Origin of the sequence: Clostridium sulfidigenes (assembly GCF_052067195.1) — a bacterium.
GTDB classification, from domain to species: Bacteria; Bacillota; Clostridia; order Clostridiales; family Clostridiaceae; genus Clostridium_J; species Clostridium_J sulfidigenes.
This window is the reverse complement of record NZ_JBQHQR010000001.1, coordinates 386104-406988: the sequence shown is the minus strand read 5'-3', so window position 1 is coordinate 406988 and position 20885 is coordinate 386104. Positions and strand designations below refer to the sequence as shown.

The following is a 20885-nucleotide window of genomic DNA, read 5'->3' as shown; positions in this document are numbered from 1 at the left end:
ATTTGTTGCTCATATAATCACTCCTAAAGCTATATATTAATTTTATTATACATAAAAATACCCTATATAATAGACTTTTTTTAAAGTGTCTACTATATAGGGTACATTTTACAATTTGCTAGTCTCTTAATTTTTTTACTTCTTCTATTGTTAAGCCTGTTTTCATAGAAATAGTTTCATCATCTAAAATATCTAATAAGTTTTTAGCTATCTCTATAGCTTTATTTTTTTCGCCTTTTTCGATTCCTTTTTCGATGCCTTTTTGAATTCCTCTTTCCTCTACCTTAGGATCATAAAAACTTTTTACCATGACTCTGACCTCCTCATCTATATTTTCATATTTCCCATACATATCTAAAAAATAAGAATTAATATTCTCCATTATTATTGTCATTTCATTATAATCTTCTATGTTTATTTTATCATGATTATAAGCTTTATCTATATATTTTAATGTTTCTCTTATAATTTCTTTCAACTTAAGATATGCTTCTTTCATCTTCTCTTCTTTGTATGCCATAGATTTATTAGATTTATTTATACTGCTCATAATTTTTCTTAGCTTAAATATTTGAAGTGGATACAAAAGATACATATTTTCTTTATACAGTTTCTCTAAGTCATAGTTCCAGTACTTAAATACCTTCACTTTATAGTAAACACTTTTTCCTTTAGGAATAATGAGTTTTAAAATCATCTCATCTGGTGTTTTTTCGTCTTCTTCCATAACTATAAGATATGGCTCTGGCAGCGTTATTTCTATGGTATCCCTTCTATTTTTAAAATCTAAAACTTTAGCAGCTCTTTCAAATCCATATCTAAACATTCTAATTGCCATGGTATTATCATATACTGTTTGAAATTCAATTTCATATTCTAGGATTTTATCCTTATCCTCTACCCTTATATACATATCTGCATAAAAACTTAGAAATTTAATTTTTTCTTTATTTATAGAAGTTATTTCTTTATCTCCATAGGTTATTTTAGCCTTATAACTTATATCATCCTTAATCCGATGACTACCAGCTCTAATACTCCCACTTTTAGAGTGGTCGTTAAGAGCTGTTACGTCCCTGGATAACGATTTCCCCTAAAGGACAACGACTTCTAAGTATCAAATAAATTGATACTAATAATTCTGTTAGTATGCTTCTCTGAAGCTAAGAACTCTGTTTATAGTATATCCTTAATCTATGAAAGTATACGAACTAACGTTCATACAATAAATTCAAACCCCGGTGGGGAATTTAAAATTCTTTCAGCCTACCGGCTCAGCATAAATGCTGATTGCAGAAAAAAGGGAGCGTCGAAAAATAACTAATTAGCTATTTTCGATGCCCCCTCTCTTTAGGAGTCACTCCCATTACATATTTAATTATGTTCACATCCATGAAGGTTCTTGCAATAAGTTTGTCTCGAGCTTAATTTTTTTTAGAATAATATTTTTGTTTTGGACTTGTAGGTTTGTCTGGAATTGTCAATTTTAACAATCCCCCTTTAATCAAAGGATTTAAAATTTTTGTTCTAAAATATTCTCTGTGATGTAAGTTTAGGAATTTTTGCATTTCATTTCTTGTTCTTGGAACTTTGCAAAACTCTAAAAGCATCTTTGTTTCATCGTCAGCTTGCTCGGTAGCTTGCTCGGTAGCTTGCTCGGTAGCTTGCTCGGTAGCTTGAGGTATCAAAGGAATTATAGTCTTAAAAACATCTCCCTCTATAAATATTGGAATAGCACCAGAATATACTTTATTATATTTAGTAATATTTCTTACACCTGAACCCAACTCATCCACCCATCCTATTTCTTTAAAAAACTTTGCTATGGTTGGATTCTTTGGAAATGGCGAAAAGTTTTCGGGATCAATAATTCCATTACCATGAGACTTATTACTGTTTTCAGCATAAACTCTATCTTTTTCTATAACTAGCTTTGCCGGAAATGGATTAGCAAATTCTCTATGAATGAGTAAATTTGAAACAACTTCTCTAAAAATTTTATCCCTAAGGCTAATCCTTCTATCGCCTTCAAGATAAAAATTATCATTCAGATGTTTCGAAACAAACTGCATCAGACGTTCATAACTCTCTATTAGATTAACCCTAATATCGTCCCTATCATCATAACGATCTATATTTACTCTTCTCAAAATAGCATCAGTTCTATAATGAGGCAATGCTGCATGAATTAATTCTTCACTCCCTAAAATCAAAATACCTCCAAGAGTTATTCCTTCTTCACCACTTTGAGGATCCTTAAGATATAGACCTGCACTTTTTAATAGTTCTAAATCGTTCATTGATTTCCAAGGATGATTTGCTCTTTCATTAGCAGCCATTTTCCTAACTTTTATTAAAAGTTCAGATTTGAGTTCAGATATTTCTGCAAAAGGGAAAATTCTATTTTCTGTATAAGTCCCCTGCTTTCTCATGTACATTCCTGAAACAAGATTTGTATTATCCGTTATATCCAAATCTCCATCTTCATTTCTATCAAAAATCTTACCATTACATCTATGAACCTGTGAGCTCTCTGGTACAAAGATATAAAGTATTGTTTTTCCATCAATCTCTAATTCTTCAACAGATAAGTAAAAGGTTGGGCTTATTTTCTGTGGATTATTCATAGAAGTCACAAAATCCTTCTTAACCTTATCTATCGCTTCTGAAGCAATACCTATAACATTACCCTTGTCTTCAACGCCAAGAAACAAGTGTCCTCCATTTCTATTTAAAAATGCACATACTGATTCAAAGACATCCTTATTTAATTTTTTATGACTCTGTTTAAACTCAACAGTCATACTTTCTCCATTACTGAGGAATTCCTTTACTTTATCAACTTTCACATATATCAACTTCCACTCTTAATTTTTATTTGCAACTTTACAACTATATCATATATTATACCTCATATAATTTCAAACATATCAGTTCTACAAATTTTACTATAAAATTCAAACCCCGGTGGGGAAACTAAAATTCTTCTAGCCTACCGGCTCAGCATAAATGCTGATTACGCAAAAAAAGATCTTCTGGAATTAAATGTAACGGGGTCAGACCCCCTCCCATAAAATGGGTGGGGGTCTGACCCCGTGGTATTAAATGGTATTTATTGCTCTATGCAGCTTTTTAAAGAATTTACTGCTTTATCTGCAATTCCGCCACCAGTTCTTATGATGATATTTCCAAATCTCTTATCTAGTACAGTTTTTTGTTCTGTTGTTAAGTCAACTCCTGATAAAACTACTGGTGATCCATTTAGTGCTGCAACTGGACCTGCTGCTAGAGCATCTATTAGTTGTAGTCCTTTTGCTATATATGTTTTATTTACAACACTTCCATAGAATTTATCTATAACCATGGCATTAGTTGCATATCTATCTTTTCCACCTAATCTATTTTTTGAAATATTTGCCAAAGTGATTCCATTAACTTTGTTTAAAACACTGTCAGCTACAACGGTAGTACCACCTATGATATAAGCATTTTCTAGGGTCTCTCCTTTTAACCAACTATAAACTTTAGTTGGGACTTTATCCTTTTCCACTAAAACTATTGCCATCTTATCTCTACCTGCCACTGAAGCTATGGATAGAGCATCTGCTTGACCAAGTCCATTACTTATAACTACTTTACTTACATCATAGCAGTTTTTATCAATATATTTAGCAATCTCTAAAGATGTATCATATCTATCTGTTCCACCAATTCTTTCTACATTAGTTACGCCTAGTGCTTTTAATTCCTTTATTACATTATCATTTACTACAGTTGCTCCACCTACGATAATAGCATTTTTAGCGCCTAATCTCTTTATTTCACCTTTAGTTCCTTCTGGAAGACTACTTGCTCCTGTTAAAAGTAAAGGTGCTTTTTTAAAGGTTGCTAGTGGTGTTGCAGCTAATCCATCTGCTAAAGCTCCTCCATTTGCTATCATTACAGTGTTTGCAGTTGTAAATTGACCCTTACTTAGTCTAACTGCAGTATCATATCTATCAGTACCTATTAATTCATTAACTTGTACATTTCTAGCAATGACATTAATAATCCTATTGATACTTACTTTATTTCCATCAGTATCTGTTACTGTATAAGATAAAGTATATTTACCTACTTTTTTTGTATCCACTGTTCCGCTAACAATTATTTTTGAAGTTATATTTCCATCCTCAAGATCAGTAGCTGTAACTCCAGCCTTAGCATCCAAGGAGTCTCCAACCTTTATATTTATATCTGATGCTCCAGATAAAACTGGCTTTTCATTAGTTTTTTCAACTACTGTTACTATTCTTTCTTTTGTTACTGTATTTTCATCACTATCTGTAACTTTATAAATTACCTTGTAATTACCTACTTTCTTTGTATCCACGGTTCCACTAACAATTATTTTAGAAGTTAAATTTCCATCTTCTTTATCATTAGCAGTCACATTATCTAAAGCATTAAAGGAATCCCCTACTCTTAATTTTACATTCTCAGCTGTTATTACTGGAAGAGTATTTGTTGACGGGGTAGTTCCATTATTACTTATATCATATCCATCCTTTGTCAATCTCACTGAAACACTTTCAGATTTATTGCCTTTAGGATCTACAGCATATAATTGAACTGTAATATCAGTACTTTGTGTTGTTATATTAAACGCAAATGATTGATTTGATCCTATTAGTTGTTCTGCAGTTCCACCTGGAATAACTGCATGTACAGTATTTCCAGTTCTAGCTTGTCCAGATATAGTTATATTAGCCTTATAATCGTCCCCAGCAGATATAGAGCTTATAGATATATTATTTGCAAAAGGCTTTTCCACGGCCTTAACTTCAGTTAAATAATTATCAATAGCCCTATTGCTCTTTATAGTATACTCCTCAATTGTACTGTAATTATTGTTTTCTTTTACACTTTCATTCTTATCTATAGCTCTAATGCTATTATTGCTATCTACTATCTCTATATTTTTTTCATTAGTATACTCCTCTGCTGCATAAACCGTAATATTCCCTAACATAGTTATAGTTAATATTCCAGATAATATACAAGCACTTACCTTTTTCTTATTCATAAAACCCTCCTATTTAATTGCACTGCAAATTTTTAATTATGTGTTCAACACATTTTCCAATACATATACATATTAACATATAATTATATACATATCTATATTTTTCTAAAAATTACAGTATTATTGCTCCTAAATTAACCATATTTTTCATTTAGTATTAGTAATCATTTTATACATATTATTATTTAATTAAAAAAATCTCCAATACTTATTTTATTGGATCTGTTATTTTAAAAACTTTTTACCATTACTCTGACCTCCTCATCTATATTTTCATATTTCCCATACATATCTAAAAAATAAGAATTAATATTCTCCATTATTATTGTCATTTCATTATAATCTTCTATATTTATTTTATCATGATTATAAGCTTTATCTATATATCTTAGTGTTTCTCTAAGTCATAATTCCAGTACTTAAATACCTTTACTTTATAGTAAACACTTTTTCTTTAGGGTTTATAGTATATCCTTAATCTAGGAAATTATACGCACTAATGTTCATAAGGTAAATTCAAACCCCTGTGGGAAATTCAAAATTCTTTCAGCCTACCGGCTCAGCATAAATGCTAATTACGCAAAAAAAGAAGAATACCTAGATATTCTTCTTTCATTTAGCATAGGTCCTAGAATTAGAGACCAGCTTTAATTTGCTAGTCTCTTAATCTTTTTACTTCTTCTATTCTTAAGCCTGTTTTTATAGAAATAGTTTCATCATCTAAAATATCTAATAAGTTTTTAGCTATCTCTATAGCTTTATTTTTTTCGCCTTCTTCTCTTGTTTTCTCAAAAGTTTCTTTTATTGTCTTTGAAATGTTAGAAGTCATGATAGCCACCTCCTCTTTATTTGCAATTAAAATATCTTCTATTCTTTCTCCTAATTTATCTTTAATCTCATCTGATAAAGTATTCTTTAGCCAACGCCTTAACATGATTTTTTGTTCTTCACTTAAGGTATTAAATCCTATGGCAATATCCTTAACTCTACTTATAAATTCTTCAATATCAACTTTTTGATCTAATAAAAACACTGCTGATGCTATATTTTTTAGTTCCATTAATTGTTCTTTTTCATATTTATTTATATCTATTAATATATACTCAAAATCAATTATGTTATTTCCAAATAATTCACTTTTATTTATAACATTTTTAAACTTTCTCTCTACTGTCCACTTATATTCACCATTATATAACACTATAGGAACTATTGCTGGTAATTTAAAGTCTTTGCTTTTTACTTCTACTTTTTTAGTGTTTTTTAAAACTTCTCTCCGTCTTATATTATAACCAAACTCATTAAAAACTGCACTATATTTTATGTTGTTTCTAGCTTCTTCTATTATCAAACCCCAGTGGGAAACTCAAACCTCTCTCAGCCTACCAACTCACCACAAATGCTGATTGCAGAAAAAAAGAGTTCCTGGAATTTAATGTAACGGGGTCTGACCCCGTTACATTAAATGGAAGGGGGTCTGACCCCATTACATAAAGTGGACCTCATTCCATTATTTGGACTTCAATGCAAAGCTTCTAATATTATTCTTGCTCCATTCTGAGAATATTTCGCTGAAAATATCTTTGTAGCTTTTATTCTCTTCTTGAATTTCTTTTGCAAAAGCTATTATCTCTTTATTTTGATTTATAATTTCATATAATTGTTTTTTTAAGATGCCATTTTCTTCTTTTAAGTTGCTATACATTTCATAGGTGTTTTTTTGATTTTCATGGGTGGTTGGTACTATCTTATCATTTATTAACTTTTTAATTTCTAACAAGTTGTTAGAGATTGCTTCTTTATCCTTTTGCAAAGCTTCTAATTCTTGTCTTAATTGTGATATTTCTTCTAGAAATTCCTCTTTTAAATAATTAGTTAAGCCTAGGGTGGTCTTTTTAATATATACTATATTATCATTAAAGGTACTGTTAAGTTTGCTAAGGTTATTCTTAACCATGTCAATTTCTTTTCCAGAAATCATATTTATATTTTTTACTAAATCATTTATTTCTTTAACTTTTAAAGATTGAGTAGTTATCTTATCTACTAAGCCTCCAAGTCTATTGGCAATAGAATCTAAGTCAACATCAGTGTAGGCACTATTTACCTCATTTATTTTAACCTCTATACTTTTTAATAGAGATTTAAGGTCACCTTGGGAATCTATAAATGAATTAAGATTGCTTTGAAGTTGTCTACTTTCATTTATGTGTTTACTAAAATTATTTATGTTATTTCTTATATGTTTAGAAATTTCTTCCACTGTTTTTAAACTTACTTGTTCATTTACAATACTACTTTTAAGGCTATCTTTTAGAGTAACATTTAAATTATAGTATCTGTTACATATATTTTCCAAACCTTCAACCTTATCGTGTATATCATTGTAAAACCTCTTACACTCTTCAGTAAATTTATCTGTTTTTAATACTATTTGATTTTCATTAAATGTACTATCTATAGATGATAGTATTTCAATTAAGTTGTTAGTAATACCTTTTAAGTTTTCAGCATTATTAGATAAATCCGAAATATAGTCCAAGTTATTATTAATTTTAGTTAATTCTTCTATTAAATTTATTTGATTCATTTTTTAGTACCTCCAGCAACTCTTCATAATAGTAATTGGATATTTTCAATTCATAAGATTTATCTTGTAGCTTTTGTATTAAATATACAGTTAATAACTCTAGCACTTCATTATTATAAGGCTTATAAGTCTTATGGTTTTCTAGTATTTCTTTAAATGAATATTTTTCTATTAATTTATAGAAATATTTTATTGGATTCTTTAACTTTACAATTCCATTTAACTTATCTTCTAAAGTGTTAAATTCTCTTAACATCTTGAAGGATAAGTCATCCTTTGTAATATTCTCATATTCATAGTCATCTGATATATTTTTTAAAATAATATTAAAAGCCTCTTTATATTTTCCTTCTTCATATTCCTTAAGACTCAACACTCTATAATAGTCATTTTTATAACATGTTCCAGCCTTTTTATAATTATTAGCAGCTTGTTCATATTTATGGTTTTTCTCATAGGTTCTAGCATTAACTAAATATTCTTCTATACTTGAGGCTTCTAATAAATGAAGTTCTTCTTCAGAAAATACATTGACTTCTTTTATGAAATCCTTAAATTGCTTATATACAACCTTTACATCTTCCCTTTCAATAAAACATATATTTTCTTTTGCTCTAGTAATAGCTACATATAATAAATTGAAATAGTATCTATATTTTTGACTATATATATTGGTTTTGTCCCAATAACCTTCCTTAAATATGTTATTAAAATACTTTAAATTTGAAGAAACTAAATTATAGCAGATAATATATCTTTGCTCTAAGCCCTTAAATTCCCTTACCTCAAATATATCTAATTCACTATGTTTAGCTCTCAATAGATTTTTATCCTTGTAACTACTAACTAATACTGTAATGTAACTTTTTTCAGTAGCTATATTGAAAAATTTATCTAACTCATCAGAATTAATATTACAGAAAACAGGAAAATTTCCCCTCTCTATAGCTTCTTCCTTTTCATGGATCTTCCCAAACCTACCAAGCTTTTTACATCTTATTTCTTCCAATCCATTAGCTAAATTAAGAATCTGCTGTTGATTTCTATAATTTACTCTTAAATCCTTTCTAACAGGCTTTATTCCCAAAGAGTAAAACAAACTATTAATTCTTTCATCAGAGTAAAAGGTAGAGTTGACTATTTGATTACTATCCCCTGATATGAATACATTATTTTTATCTTCAACCAAATCCATAAAAGTATAAAGTTGTAAATCCGTAAAATCTTGAGCTTCATCTATAATTATATAATCATATTTATTCTCCAAAGTATTCTTTTTCAATAATTTATAGCATTCATTGTTATCGTCTATATAGTCCTTTTTAAGCTGTTCTACTAGGAATAATTTATCATAATATTCCTCTGTAAATTTATAAATAATCTTTCTGGCATCTTTATGAAAATAAGAGTAATCCTCTGGCAAATCTAAGTAAAGTTTCTTTGACAAAATATCTTTAACTTGATCTTTGCCTTTCATGGCTCTGATGAAATCCTTACCCATTCCCCCTTTAATTTGGCCTCTAATTTCACTATATACATCAAAGGAATCATATTTTTCTTTTATTTCCTTGTCATATTTACTTTTAAAATTATTATCAAATACTTTTAAATCTTCATACCAATTTTTAAATACATTATATGTTATTAACTTTAGTCTAGAAGCTTTATTGAAGGAGTCTTCTTTAGAATAATCATTAAATAAGTTTTCTAAGGTAATAAAATCTACCTTATTATGATACTTTTCAATGGTTATATTTTTAAAATCCTCTTCCATTTTATCCTTTAACTCTTTAGTGTAGGTGATATAAGCAATCCTTTCACATTTATCTAATAAACTTAAAAGTTTATAAAAACTAACTGTGGTTTTACCACTGCCTGCTGATCCTGTTAAAATAAATGCTTTTCCATTACTTGCAACAATAGCTTCCTTTTGGCTATAATTCATTCTATAAAGATATTTGTCTTCATACTCTTTATTTAATATTTCATTATATTTATCATAATTAATTATGTTTTCCATTCCAAGTTCTAAGGTTTGTAAATCAAGATATGAATAAACAATTTTTTCATATTTATTATATTCTATTTTATCCTCTAAAATTTCACCATGTTCCATTGGTTTAACGTAACTTTTATCTATTTCTATATTCATAGAATTTAAATGTTTAATAGATTTATTTACATCATTATGTTTTTTGTAGAATAAAAATAAAATTTTATTATAATTATCTTCTTCTCCATCCTGAAGATAGCAAAAAATAATACGATCACCAATATTCAGTCTAAATTCATAGGTATTTTTATATAAACATGACAGCTTTTTTGTCCAAAATCCCTTTCTTAGCCCTCTAATATCCCATTGATAATCTATCAATTCATTGTAAAACTCATTACATTTATTAATTACCTTTTCATACATCCCCTTTGGTATACTTTTAAGAAATTTGTTACTATAGGCCAAATTTATCATCTCCACTTACTATAGACATTATGCTATTTATGGATTTATAGCTTAAATCCACATTTTCAATTAAATTAACCTTCTTAATAAACCTTTCTTGATCTTTAGGGTTTCCATAGGTTGAATTATACTTACCCTCTACCCTTCTAAGAGCTTGTTCATAGATATTACTAATAATATGACTATTAATATCCAAGGTGGCATAGGCAGCTTTACTTATAAATTCCTCTATGTTACTTTCATATTCCTGTCTTAAAGTTTTATTAGATCCTATGATAAAATTAATGTAAATCCATACAGCAGGTAAAAACAGTAATAACCCAGGAGGTATGGCAAATCCTACAATTAATCCAAGTATAAAAATCATATACCAATTAACACTTTTCTTATTTAATTCTTCTAAGGCTTCTAACATTTCTAAAGGATAATTATTTGCTACTTCTTTATAATTAATTAATTCATTATATTTAGAACACTCATTACTATTTTTATTTAACTTATTATTAAGCTGATGTACTTGGCAATATTTTAATTCATTTAATTTTTCTTGTAATTTTGCACTTTTAAAAACTTGTTTAATAAGTACAGATCCACTAATACCATTTGATGAGGATTTATAAAAAAAGTTAAATTCCTTTTTAACCTTTTGTCTATAATTTAATATGTTGTTACTTATTTCATTTTTAGCCTTTTCCTTATACTCCTCAGTTGTATCATATAATTCTTTTAGTTCATTTTTATGTTGTTCTAACCTATTTCTAGTACGCTTTTTCTCTTCTTTTAAAACATCTACAACATTAACAATGGCTTTTTCTAGGTTATATTTTTCATTTTGAAAAGATTCATAATTTTTATCTATATAAATTGTGGTAATTAAAGATTCAATGTGAATAAAATTTATATCTCTTAACCTAATTAACCTATCCTTCTTTGATATGGAACTTATAAAGTCTTCTGTACCACTGGCAAAGATATAATTATTTTCTTTTAACTTTTCAATATATGTGTTATTTTCTTCATAACTATCTTTATTAACAAAAACAAAGTTTACTGAGGGAATCCTTTCTTCAAATTTGCTAAAATAACCTGTTATATTAACTAAATTGAAAATTTTTTTATCCACGCTATTAATGTATATATGCTGGATTTTATGGGCTATATCATCTTTATTCTGAAGTTGAGCTAATAGTAAATTAGAAATGTATCTTTCAAGTTCTACATTGTTAAAATTATGATTTAATTTATTAATCCTCACTAAGCTTGGTGAAGGATTATTAGTTATAATTAATTTATCTCTTATAATATGATAATAGGGAAAGTTAAATTTATCATATAATATGTTTATGAAATCTGTAATCAATAATTTAGAACCTATTAAATTTAAATCAACCTTTTTTTCTTTAAGATGAAAGTTTAATAAAGTATTATAGTTATTTTGAAAATTAAAGGTTGAGAATATATTTTTTCTACTCTGGAAAGGTGCAACGGTAAGTATATCATTTACTTGTGTTATTATAGAATTTTTAAAATTCATTATAGCTTTCTTATTGTTATCTAATTTTCTTAACATTACTGAATTTAATAACAGTGTATAATTTTCATATAATAATTCTTCTCCCATTATTACCTCTTTATTATTAATAAAATTAAAATAATTAAACTTAATACTATATTTCCGCCAAGTAAAACTAATAACTTATTTCGAAAACTTCTTAATGAATTTCCAATACTTAATTTTATGGAATTAAAGAGATCTTCTTTATTTTTCGAAACTATTTCTATAACATAAGTATTTAACTTGTCTACATTTTCATTGATATTCTTAGCTGCATTTTCTATAGATACTGCAGTAGGTGTAATCTTATGATCTAGTTGAGACAAATGATTAACTGACTTATTGATACCCTCTAGGTTTTCTTTAATACTTCCACTTACATCTATCATTTTATTGTTTAAATTATTTACATTTTTATATAAGGCATTTTTAAAAATTTCATTAGTAATAGAGTTTATAAGGGTATTAAACTCCTCTTTTATAGATTGAGGATTGTCCATTCTTTACACTCCTTTTAATATCTTTTATACAAAGCAGAAAGCCCTTGTCATAGCGATGGTTTTACATAAACTACATGTAATTAATGTGGTCTCTGATTTATTACTAATATTATATTCTACATGGTGATTGTTTATTATATTTTGTGTTGTGATTGTTTATTATATTCTGTATTATAATTGCTTAAAATAAATTCAAGCCCCGGTGGGGAAGCAAAATTCTTTCAGCCTACGGCCTCAGCATAAATGCTGATTACGCAAAAAAGAAGAATACATAAATATTCTTCTTTCATTGGACAGTGCTCCTAGAATTAGAGACTAGCTTTAACTTGCTAGCCTCTTAATCTTTTTACTTCTTCTATTGTTAACCCTGTTTTTATAGAAATAGTTTCATCATCTAAAATATCTAATAAGTTTTTAGCTATCTCTATAGCTTTATTTTTTTCGCCTTCTTCTCTTGTTTTTTCAAAAGTTTCTTTTATTGTCTTTGAAATGTTAGAAGTCATGATAGCCACCTCCTCTTTATTTGCAATTAAAATATCTTCTATTTTTTCTCCTAATTTATCTTTAATTTCATCTGATAAAGTATTCTTTAGCCAACGCCTTAACATGATTTTTTGTTCTTCACTTAAGGTATTAAATCCTATAGCAATATCCTTAACTCTACTTATAAATTCTTCAATATCAACTTTTTGATCTAATAAAAACACTGCTGATGCTATATTCTTTAGTTCCATTAATTGTTCTTTTTCATATTTATTTATATCTATTAATATATACTCAAAATCAATTATGTTATTTCCAAATAATTCACTTTTACTTATAACATTTTTAAACTTTCTCTCTACTGTCCACTTATATTCACCATTATATAACACTATAGGAACTATTGCTGGTAATTTAAAGTCTTTGCTTTTTACTTCTACTTTTTTAGTGTTTTTTAAAACTTCTCTCCATATTTCTGTCATATATAAAAATAATCTTATAGGCATGCTATAATCCACATATGACTAAAATTCTAACAAAATATAAAATATAACTTCTTTATTTTCTATTGTTGCTTTATAAACTATATCAGATTCTAACTCCTCATAATCTGAAAGAATATATGACTTTTTTATATTATAACCAAACTCACTAAAAACTGCACTATATTTTATGTTGTTTCTAGCTTCTTCTATTATCAAACCCCGGTGGGGAATTTAAAATTCTTTCAGCCTACCGGCTCAGCATAAATGCTGATTGCAGAAAAAAAGATTTTATGGAATTAAATGTAACGGGGTCAGACCCCCTCCCATAAAATGGGTGGGGGGCTGACCCCGTGGTATTAAATGGTATTTATTGCGCTATGCAGCTTTTTAATGAGTTTACTGCTTTATCTGCAATTCCTCCACCAGTTCTTATGATGATATTTCCATATCTCTTATCTAACACAGTTTTTTGTTCTGTTGTTAAGTCAACACCTGATAAAACCACTGGTGATCCATTAAGGGCTGCAACTGGACCTGCTGCTAGAGCATCTATTAGTTGTAGTCCTTTTGCTATATAGGTTTTATCTACAACACTTCCATAGAATTTATCTATAACCATGGCATTAGTTGCATATCTATCTTTGCCACCTAATCTATTTTTTGATATATTTGTTGAAGTGATTCCATTAACTTTGTTTAAAACATTGTCAGAAACTACACCAGTACCACCTATGATATAGGCATTTTGTAAAGATTCTGATTGTAACCAACTATAAACCTTTGTTGGAACTACGTCCTTTTGTACTAAAACTATTGCCATCTTATCTCTACCTGCTACGGAAGCTATGGATAGAGCGTCTGCTTGGCCTAGTCCATTACTTATAACTACCTTATTTACATCATAGCAATTTTTATCAATATACTTAGCAATCTCTAAAGATGTGTCATATCTATCTCTTCCACCAATTCTTTCTACATTCGTTACACCTAGTAATTTTAATTCCTTAATTACACTGTCATTAACTACTCCACTTCCACCTACAATAATAGCATTTTTAGCACCTAATCTCTTTATTTCACCTTTAGTTCCTTCTGGAAGGCTACTTGCTCCTGTTAAAAGTAAAGGTGCTTTTTTAAAGGTTGCTAGTGGTGTAGCAGCTAATCCATCTGCTAAAGCTCCTCCATTTGCTATCATTACAGTGTTTGCAGTTGTAAATTGACCTTTACTTAGTCTAACTGCTGTATCATATCTATCAGTACCCATTAATGCATTAATTTGTACATTTCTAGCAACCACATTAATAACTCTAGGTATACTTACCTTGTTTCCATCGCTATCTGTTAATGTATAAGTTAATGTGTATTTACCTACTTTATTTGTATTTATGGTTCCACTAACAGCTATTTTAGCAGTTAAGCTTCCATCTTCAAGATCAGCGGCTGTAACTCCAGCCTTAGCATCAAAGACATTTCCTACTGTTACATTCTTAGCTGTAGCTCCTGAAATAACTGGCTTTTCATTACTTCTTACTGTTATAGTCCTCTCCTTTGTTACTATGCTTTCATAGCTGTCAGTTACGCTGTAGGTTAGTTTATAATCCCCAATTTTATTTGTATCTACTTGTCCAGAAACTACAATGGAAGAAGTAATATCGCCATCCTCATCATCATTTACTACAATGCCTGCTTTAGGATTAAAACTATCTCCAACTTTAATGGTTAAATCATCCGCTCCAGTTATTACAGGTAATTTATTTACCTTTCCAGAGGGTGAGGTTACATAATGTTCAATATTATAATCCTTTACAATTTCATTGCCAAATACTGTTTTAAATTTAATCGTAACTTTATCCTTATCTACTACATTTAAATCATATACTCTAATTTTACCATTATACCCTATATCATATTTATTTCCATCAATATACATATCAACAACATCAAGAGTTGCACCTAATATATCTAATTTACCATCGATAGCTTTAAGTGGTGAATTATCTATTCTTACAGGTAAATCTTTAACTGGATAATTTGACATGATACTAGAAGATAAAGAATTCGAGCCATTTACAATTATGGTTCCATTATAGATAGTGGGATTTCCTCCCAAGTACATTTGTTTTCCATATAAGGTACCTTGTACAGAAAGTCCCCCATTAGACTTTAGTGCACCTATTACATATACATTTCCTTTAACTACAGTATCTGTTACGGTAAGTACTGCCCCAGGTCCTATATATAAATCTCCTTCTATGGTTTTATTAGACCAAGATTGATTATCAGTAACAACGCTAACTCCTTCTATAGGTATTACTGGATCTGGATCCTCTATTACAGTAAAATTTCCGGCACTAAAGTCTTCTCTATCAGTATAAGTAGGATATTTATTACTATTTAGTATAGTCTTTGAATTATTATTATTATCTTTTAACACAATGGAATCTATTTCCCATAATCCACTTATAGTATTTTCATCTATATTTATTAATCCTTCATAAATATCTTCTGATGTATTATAATTCATTGTTACATCATAAATATCTCCTGTTATTGGTTTATAATAATATACATTAATACTTTTTATACCACTCTCTTCATCTGTTGCCTTAATGCTTACTTTTACACTTTCACCTACTGTAGCTTCCGTTTTATCCACCTTTAATGTTGATACATCCATTGTTGGTGGCGTTGCATCTGCAGTTGTTCCACTTACAGTAAAATCCCCAGCACTAAAGTCTTCTCTATCAGTATAAGTAGGATATTTATTACTATTTAGTATAGTCTTTGAATTATTATTATTATCTTTTAACACAATGAAATCTATTTCCCATAATCCACTTATAGTATTTTCATCTATATTTATGTATCCTTCATAAATATCTTCTGATGTATTATAATTCATTGTTACATCATAAATATCTCCTGTTATTGGTTTATAATAATATACATTAATACTTTTTATACCACTCTCTTCATCTGTTGCCTTAATGCTTACTTTTACACTTTCTCCTACTGTAGCTTCTGTTTTATCCACCTTTAATGTTGATACATCAATTGTTGGTGGTGTTACATCCGCAGCTGCATATACTATTAAGTTTGGTATCTGTAAAAATGTAATAGAAAATACCAAAATCATAGCAATAAATTTTTTATAATTTCTCACTTCTTTTCCCCCTTTTATTTGTATTATGACAAATTACTTTCCAATATAATTATACTATATATACTAATATTTTGAATTATTTACATGTAATTTATTTTATTATTTTAAAGTTCATTATTAAAAAATCTCACAAATAAAAGACTAGCTTTAAAATTTGCTAGTCTTTCTTCTACTCTTATATTTTCTTATTTAACTATTTAAAATTTTCCCTAGGAAACTATATAAATATAAAGCTATAAAACTAGTTAACTTTATCCATATTTAACTATAAAACTATATAACTAGTTAACTAGTTGTTGTCGTAGCAAGGGTTTTCGAGATTTCAGCTATTTGGGTTCCCCCGTAACCTAACCCCATAGGGTAGTAGGTTGGAACCTTTTCTTTCATTAATTTTATAATTTCTTCTTTAGACATATTGTCTACGTTTTTAAATTCTTTTATAGATGATTCTATGAAGGTTATATTTGCTTCCTTAGGTTTTTCTACAAAGATTTTATCGTGTTCTGTAGAAGTTAATGCAACTTCATCCATGAGTAGTTCTTCATAAAGTTTTTCTCCAGGTCTTAGGCCTATATACTCTATCTTTATATCAACCTCTGGTTTATAACCTGAAAGTGATATTAATTCCTTAGCTAGCTCCACCATCTTAACTGGCTTACCCATATCAAGGACAAAAATCTCTCCACCCTCTGCAAAGCCTCCTGCTTGAATTACAAGCTGAGCTGCTTCTGGTATAGTCATAAAGAACCTAGTTATCTCTGGATGTGTTACTGTGACAGGTCCACCTTTTTCAATCTGCCTTTTAAATAGTGGTATCACAGAACCATTACTTCCTAAAACATTTCCAAATCTCACTGCTACAAAATCAGTTTTACTAACTTCATTAAAAGCTTGTACTATAAGTTCACAAAACCTCTTAGTAGCTCCCATTATATTAGTAGGATTCACAGCTTTATCAGTACTTATTAATACAAACTTATCTACTCCATACTTATGAGCGCACTTAACCACATTATAGGTGCCTATTATGTTGTTTTTAATTGCATCAGCCATATTCTCTTCCATCAAAGGAACATGCTTATGCGCAGCAGCATGAAAAACCACATCAGGTCTATACTGACAAAACACCTGATCCATTCTCACTATATCCCTCACTGAAGTAATTATCACACTTTTACACAGCTGGGGACATTCTCTATTAAGCTCCATTTGTAAATCATAAGCATTGTTTTCATATATATCTAAAATAAGAATTTTCTTTGGTGAAAATTTAGTAATTTGTCTAATTATCTCTGAACCAATACTTCCTCCACCACCGGTTACAAGAATAACCTTATCCTTGATATATCTATCTATATGTTCTGATTTAAGTTGTATTGTATCCCTACCTAATAAATTCCTAATGTCTATATCCTTCATATTTCAATCTCCTAGTATTTTTTATACTGGCTAAATACCACTTCTCTACACAAAGCATTAGTAAATGCTTCCTCTAGTGCTCATATTGTTATTTTCATACTTAATAGCATTAGAAGAACTTGCCTAACTGCACTAGCTTTCCCATCCTATCATATGGGATACCCTTGCAATAGTTTTATTTTATTCTTTCTACTGGTTAACTAGTAATCTTACTACCTTAATTTACATACCATTTTCGTAGACTTCTAGTTCCATGTTTACATTTTGTTCACATACCCCAAGGGTCCTTGCGAAAGGCTTGCCTTGAGCTTGCTAACAATGGTATTGAGCCTTTGGATTTTATTCTTTATAATGTCAATTTCGCTATCTTTTTAACATAACTATTAAGTGCAGTTCTATTTTTATAATAATAACCACATACAGCTATAGTATATATAGTTAATCCTATAATCTGTCTTTTGAATATTACAGAGATAATAAACAAAAACATCATTAATAATTCAACTATAATATTACTATATTGTTTGATTCTCATCTTCTTTTTCAAATAAATCTCAGAAGCATAACACCTCCATATGAGTGTAATAGTTGTTCCAGCAACAATTGCAAATATAGAGTGAGTAAAATAAAAAGACGGAACAATTATAATAAGTGCAACCACTACTCCTGATAAATTCGCAATAAGCATAGCTTTTTCTTCTCTTAAAACTTTATAATATGTGTTTATTAAAAATTGCATTTTTCCTTGTGAAACAATTATAATAAATAAAAGATAAAAATACTCAAATATACCTACATAACTAGGAAACTGAAATTTTATTAGGTAATAAATTGGGTAATATCCAAATAATAGAACAAATAATATAAAGCATAGTAATTGATTCAAATTAACATAAAAAGTGGATAGCTTGTCCTCATCAACACGTTTTAATAGCGGATATAATGAAAGACTCGATGCAGTAATAAATATTAAAGCAAAGGATGTAATAGTTGTTGCAAACGAATATAAACTATATGTTTCAATAGACATAAATCTTTCAACAATAAATTTACCGATTCCAATAAGAAGTGTACTTGCTATATTCGCAAGCATTAGTTTAATTCCAATACTAGTATCTTCCCAGAATTCCTTGAACCCTTGCTTTACACTCTGTGTTTCACCTATAAATAATTCTTTAGATTTATTTATATTAATACTTAATAATAATAATTTCGTAAATATATCTGCTGAAATAATTAATCTAAAGTCCATTCTTTTTATTAGCAATAATAAGACAATTATAAAAACAAATATAACCTTATTTGCAATAGTCAATATACTATTCAATTTTATACGATTAGTAAATTGTAAAACTGTTAAAAGTGTTCCATTTATCCCAAGGATAATTAGATTCAAGCTTGTTGTACAAAATGCAAATATTTTATTTGTGTCATGTTCACGAAATGATAATGCAAATAGAATACATGTCATAGCTGAAATTATTCCTATAAATATTCTCATAGAACTACGCAATTTTTTAAATGGTAGTTGTTCATAATTAAGATTTCCATATCGCAAGTATAATCCATCATTATAACCAAAACAAAAAATCATTACATATCCAACATAAAACAAATATACTTGCCAATATCCATATTGGGCAATCCCCATAACTTTGGGAAGTACAAAACCAGTAATAATACTAAGTATAAATGATATTCCTTGCGCTATTACTGAGTATATTATATTTTTTACTCCCAATTTATATACATTACTATCATCCATAAATTTTGCTCCTATTATTTTGTGATAGCTACATCGCTATTAAGAATTTTTTGTAGTACTTCTCTTAATTGTGTTGATGAAGTACCTTGAGTATATGAAAAATATACTATATCAACTCCAACAGCATTAAATTGTTTTTCAAATTCATTCCATTTCGCTGTGCCTTTCCAGTCACTTCCAACAAACATGACATCAAAATTATATTTTTTCCACGCTTTCATTTTGTCCATATTTTCTTGAGAAACTACCTTGTCCACATACTTAATACTTTCAACAATTGCCATTCTCTCATTATGAGGTATTACAGCTTTTTTATTTTTATATGCCACTAATTCATCAGTTGTAACACCTACAATTAAAAACTCACATTCCTCTTTAGCTCTTTTTAGTATATTTAAATGCCCAATATGAAACATATCAAATACACCAGTGGTATATCCTATTTTATATTTTTTCACATTAATCCCTCCAATTAAAAACAATACATTTCTTACTGTTTTCTATTTTTTATCATAACCCAAATCGATATTAATAACTCCATGGTGTGGACTACGTTTTTCAACAGGTGGTAGTTCCATATACTTTCCGAAGAGTTGTAATAACACTTCATTGTAATTTCTAGGAATTGGGAAATCATTGCCTTCAAAGTTTCCATCTATACTATCATAAAAACTACTTTTCTCCATCATATACCTTACATAACGCTCGTATGAAGCCCCGTTAGTTAAGTGTGAAATGTATTTTGTATCTTTATTTTCAAACATACAAGTAATTTTGGTTTGTAATATATCTGTCCATTTTTTAGGGATAAGCTTCAACATATAATGAGTCATAATACCTAAATATTTTTCTATAGGTTTATTTGCATCTAAACAATGCATCTTAACTCTACTAAGATTTATTCTTCCTATTATATATAATAATCTTTGTTGTGCTTTTCCAATTAATGAACCTGGAAGTATATTATCCATTGGAAATACATCAATATAAATACCTTGATGTATTTTACATTCTGATGTTGCTTTTTCCATAAATACAGTATTATTTTTTCTTATTTTTGCAAATTGCATAATATAGTTTTTATCAGTTTCGTGTGTTTGTAAAAAATATTTAGAATTTAACTCTTTTTCACAAGCTTTAATAAACCTGTTATAATCCTTCCTTAACAAGCATACATCTATATCATCATCCCATGGTATAAATCCATTGTGTCTAATAGCCCCTAACAAAGTTCCTGCAAATAATTGATATTTTATATTATTTTTTTTGCATATTCTATCAAACTCAATTAATATTTCTAATTCAACTTTCTGCACATCTTTTATTTCAATATCGACTATAGTAGATTCCATTTTAAAACCTCCTCTTACAGTATTAAACTTATATTTATTAACTTGAT

The 20885-nt window shown here is 28.6% G+C and carries 14 protein-coding genes and 1 pseudogene; all 15 read right to left on the bottom strand.

The genetic code is table 11. The features are described 5' to 3' along the window. Nucleotides 1-118 precede the first annotated feature (118 nt). The gene (locus ACTNBA_RS01995; protein ID WP_441072134.1) at nucleotides 119-913 is read right to left on the bottom strand and encodes an RpnC/YadD family protein; all 795 of its coding nucleotides are present in this window, start codon (nucleotides 911-913) and stop codon (nucleotides 119-121) included. 511 nt (nucleotides 914-1424) lie between these two features. Then, nucleotides 1425-2849 (bottom strand): RNA/DNA-binding domain-containing protein, encoded by a 1425-nt coding sequence (locus ACTNBA_RS01990; protein ID WP_441072132.1) that lies wholly within the window; start codon nucleotides 2847-2849, stop codon nucleotides 1425-1427. Between the two features lie 263 nt (nucleotides 2850-3112). Next, complete coding sequence (locus ACTNBA_RS01985; protein ID WP_441072130.1) at nucleotides 3113-5065, bottom strand: cell wall-binding repeat-containing protein; 1953 nt, start codon at nucleotides 5063-5065, stop codon at nucleotides 3113-3115. A 655-nt stretch (nucleotides 5066-5720) separates the two neighbouring features. Further along, on the bottom strand, nucleotides 5721-6416 hold the full coding sequence (locus ACTNBA_RS01980) for an Rpn family recombination-promoting nuclease/putative transposase (protein WP_441072128.1): 696 nt from the start codon (nucleotides 6414-6416) through the stop codon (nucleotides 5721-5723). 159 nt (nucleotides 6417-6575) lie between these two features. Beyond that, a complete protein-coding gene (locus ACTNBA_RS01975) occupies nucleotides 6576-7655 on the bottom strand; it encodes a hypothetical protein (protein ID WP_441072126.1) in 1080 nt (359 codons plus the stop codon). Continuing rightward, nucleotides 7621-10116 (bottom strand): UvrD-helicase domain-containing protein, encoded by a 2496-nt coding sequence (locus tag ACTNBA_RS01970; RefSeq protein WP_441072124.1) that lies wholly within the window; start codon nucleotides 10114-10116, stop codon nucleotides 7621-7623. The genes ACTNBA_RS01975 and ACTNBA_RS01970 overlap by 35 nt, the downstream gene beginning before the upstream one ends. Then, nucleotides 10106-11737, bottom strand: coding sequence for a hypothetical protein (locus ACTNBA_RS01965; protein ID WP_441072122.1), 1632 nt, complete (start codon nucleotides 11735-11737; stop codon nucleotides 10106-10108). Before ACTNBA_RS01965 ends, ACTNBA_RS01970 begins: the two co-directional genes overlap by 11 nt. Before the next feature lie 2 nt (nucleotides 11738-11739). Then, nucleotides 11740-12171, bottom strand: coding sequence for a hypothetical protein (locus tag ACTNBA_RS01960; protein ID WP_441072120.1), 432 nt, complete (start codon nucleotides 12169-12171; stop codon nucleotides 11740-11742). A gap of 329 nt (nucleotides 12172-12500) precedes the next feature. Beyond that, complete coding sequence (locus ACTNBA_RS01955; RefSeq protein WP_441072118.1) at nucleotides 12501-13172, bottom strand: Rpn family recombination-promoting nuclease/putative transposase; 672 nt, start codon at nucleotides 13170-13172, stop codon at nucleotides 12501-12503. A 6-nt stretch (nucleotides 13173-13178) separates the two neighbouring features. Beyond that, nucleotides 13179-13355 (bottom strand): hypothetical protein, encoded by a 177-nt coding sequence (locus tag ACTNBA_RS01950; protein ID WP_441072116.1) that lies wholly within the window; start codon nucleotides 13353-13355, stop codon nucleotides 13179-13181. Nucleotides 13356-13506: 151 nt separating this feature from the next. After that, a complete protein-coding gene (locus ACTNBA_RS01945; RefSeq protein ID WP_441072114.1) occupies nucleotides 13507-16302 on the bottom strand; it encodes a cell wall-binding repeat-containing protein in 2796 nt (931 codons plus the stop codon). Nucleotides 16303-16587: 285 nt separating this feature from the next. Continuing rightward, nucleotides 16588-17706 (bottom strand): annotated as a pseudogene (locus ACTNBA_RS01940) (UDP-N-acetylglucosamine 4,6-dehydratase family protein); the annotation flags it as partial. A gap of 361 nt (nucleotides 17707-18067) precedes the next feature. Then, nucleotides 18068-19486, bottom strand: coding sequence for a lipopolysaccharide biosynthesis protein (locus tag ACTNBA_RS01935; RefSeq protein WP_441072112.1), 1419 nt, complete (start codon nucleotides 19484-19486; stop codon nucleotides 18068-18070). 14 nt (nucleotides 19487-19500) lie between these two features. Continuing rightward, nucleotides 19501-19944 (bottom strand): FAD synthase family protein, encoded by a 444-nt coding sequence (locus ACTNBA_RS01930; protein WP_441072110.1) that lies wholly within the window; start codon nucleotides 19942-19944, stop codon nucleotides 19501-19503. Between the two features lie 42 nt (nucleotides 19945-19986). Then, nucleotides 19987-20838 (bottom strand): LicD family protein, encoded by an 852-nt coding sequence (locus ACTNBA_RS01925; protein ID WP_441072108.1) that lies wholly within the window; start codon nucleotides 20836-20838, stop codon nucleotides 19987-19989. Nucleotides 20839-20885: the final 47 nt, after the last annotated feature.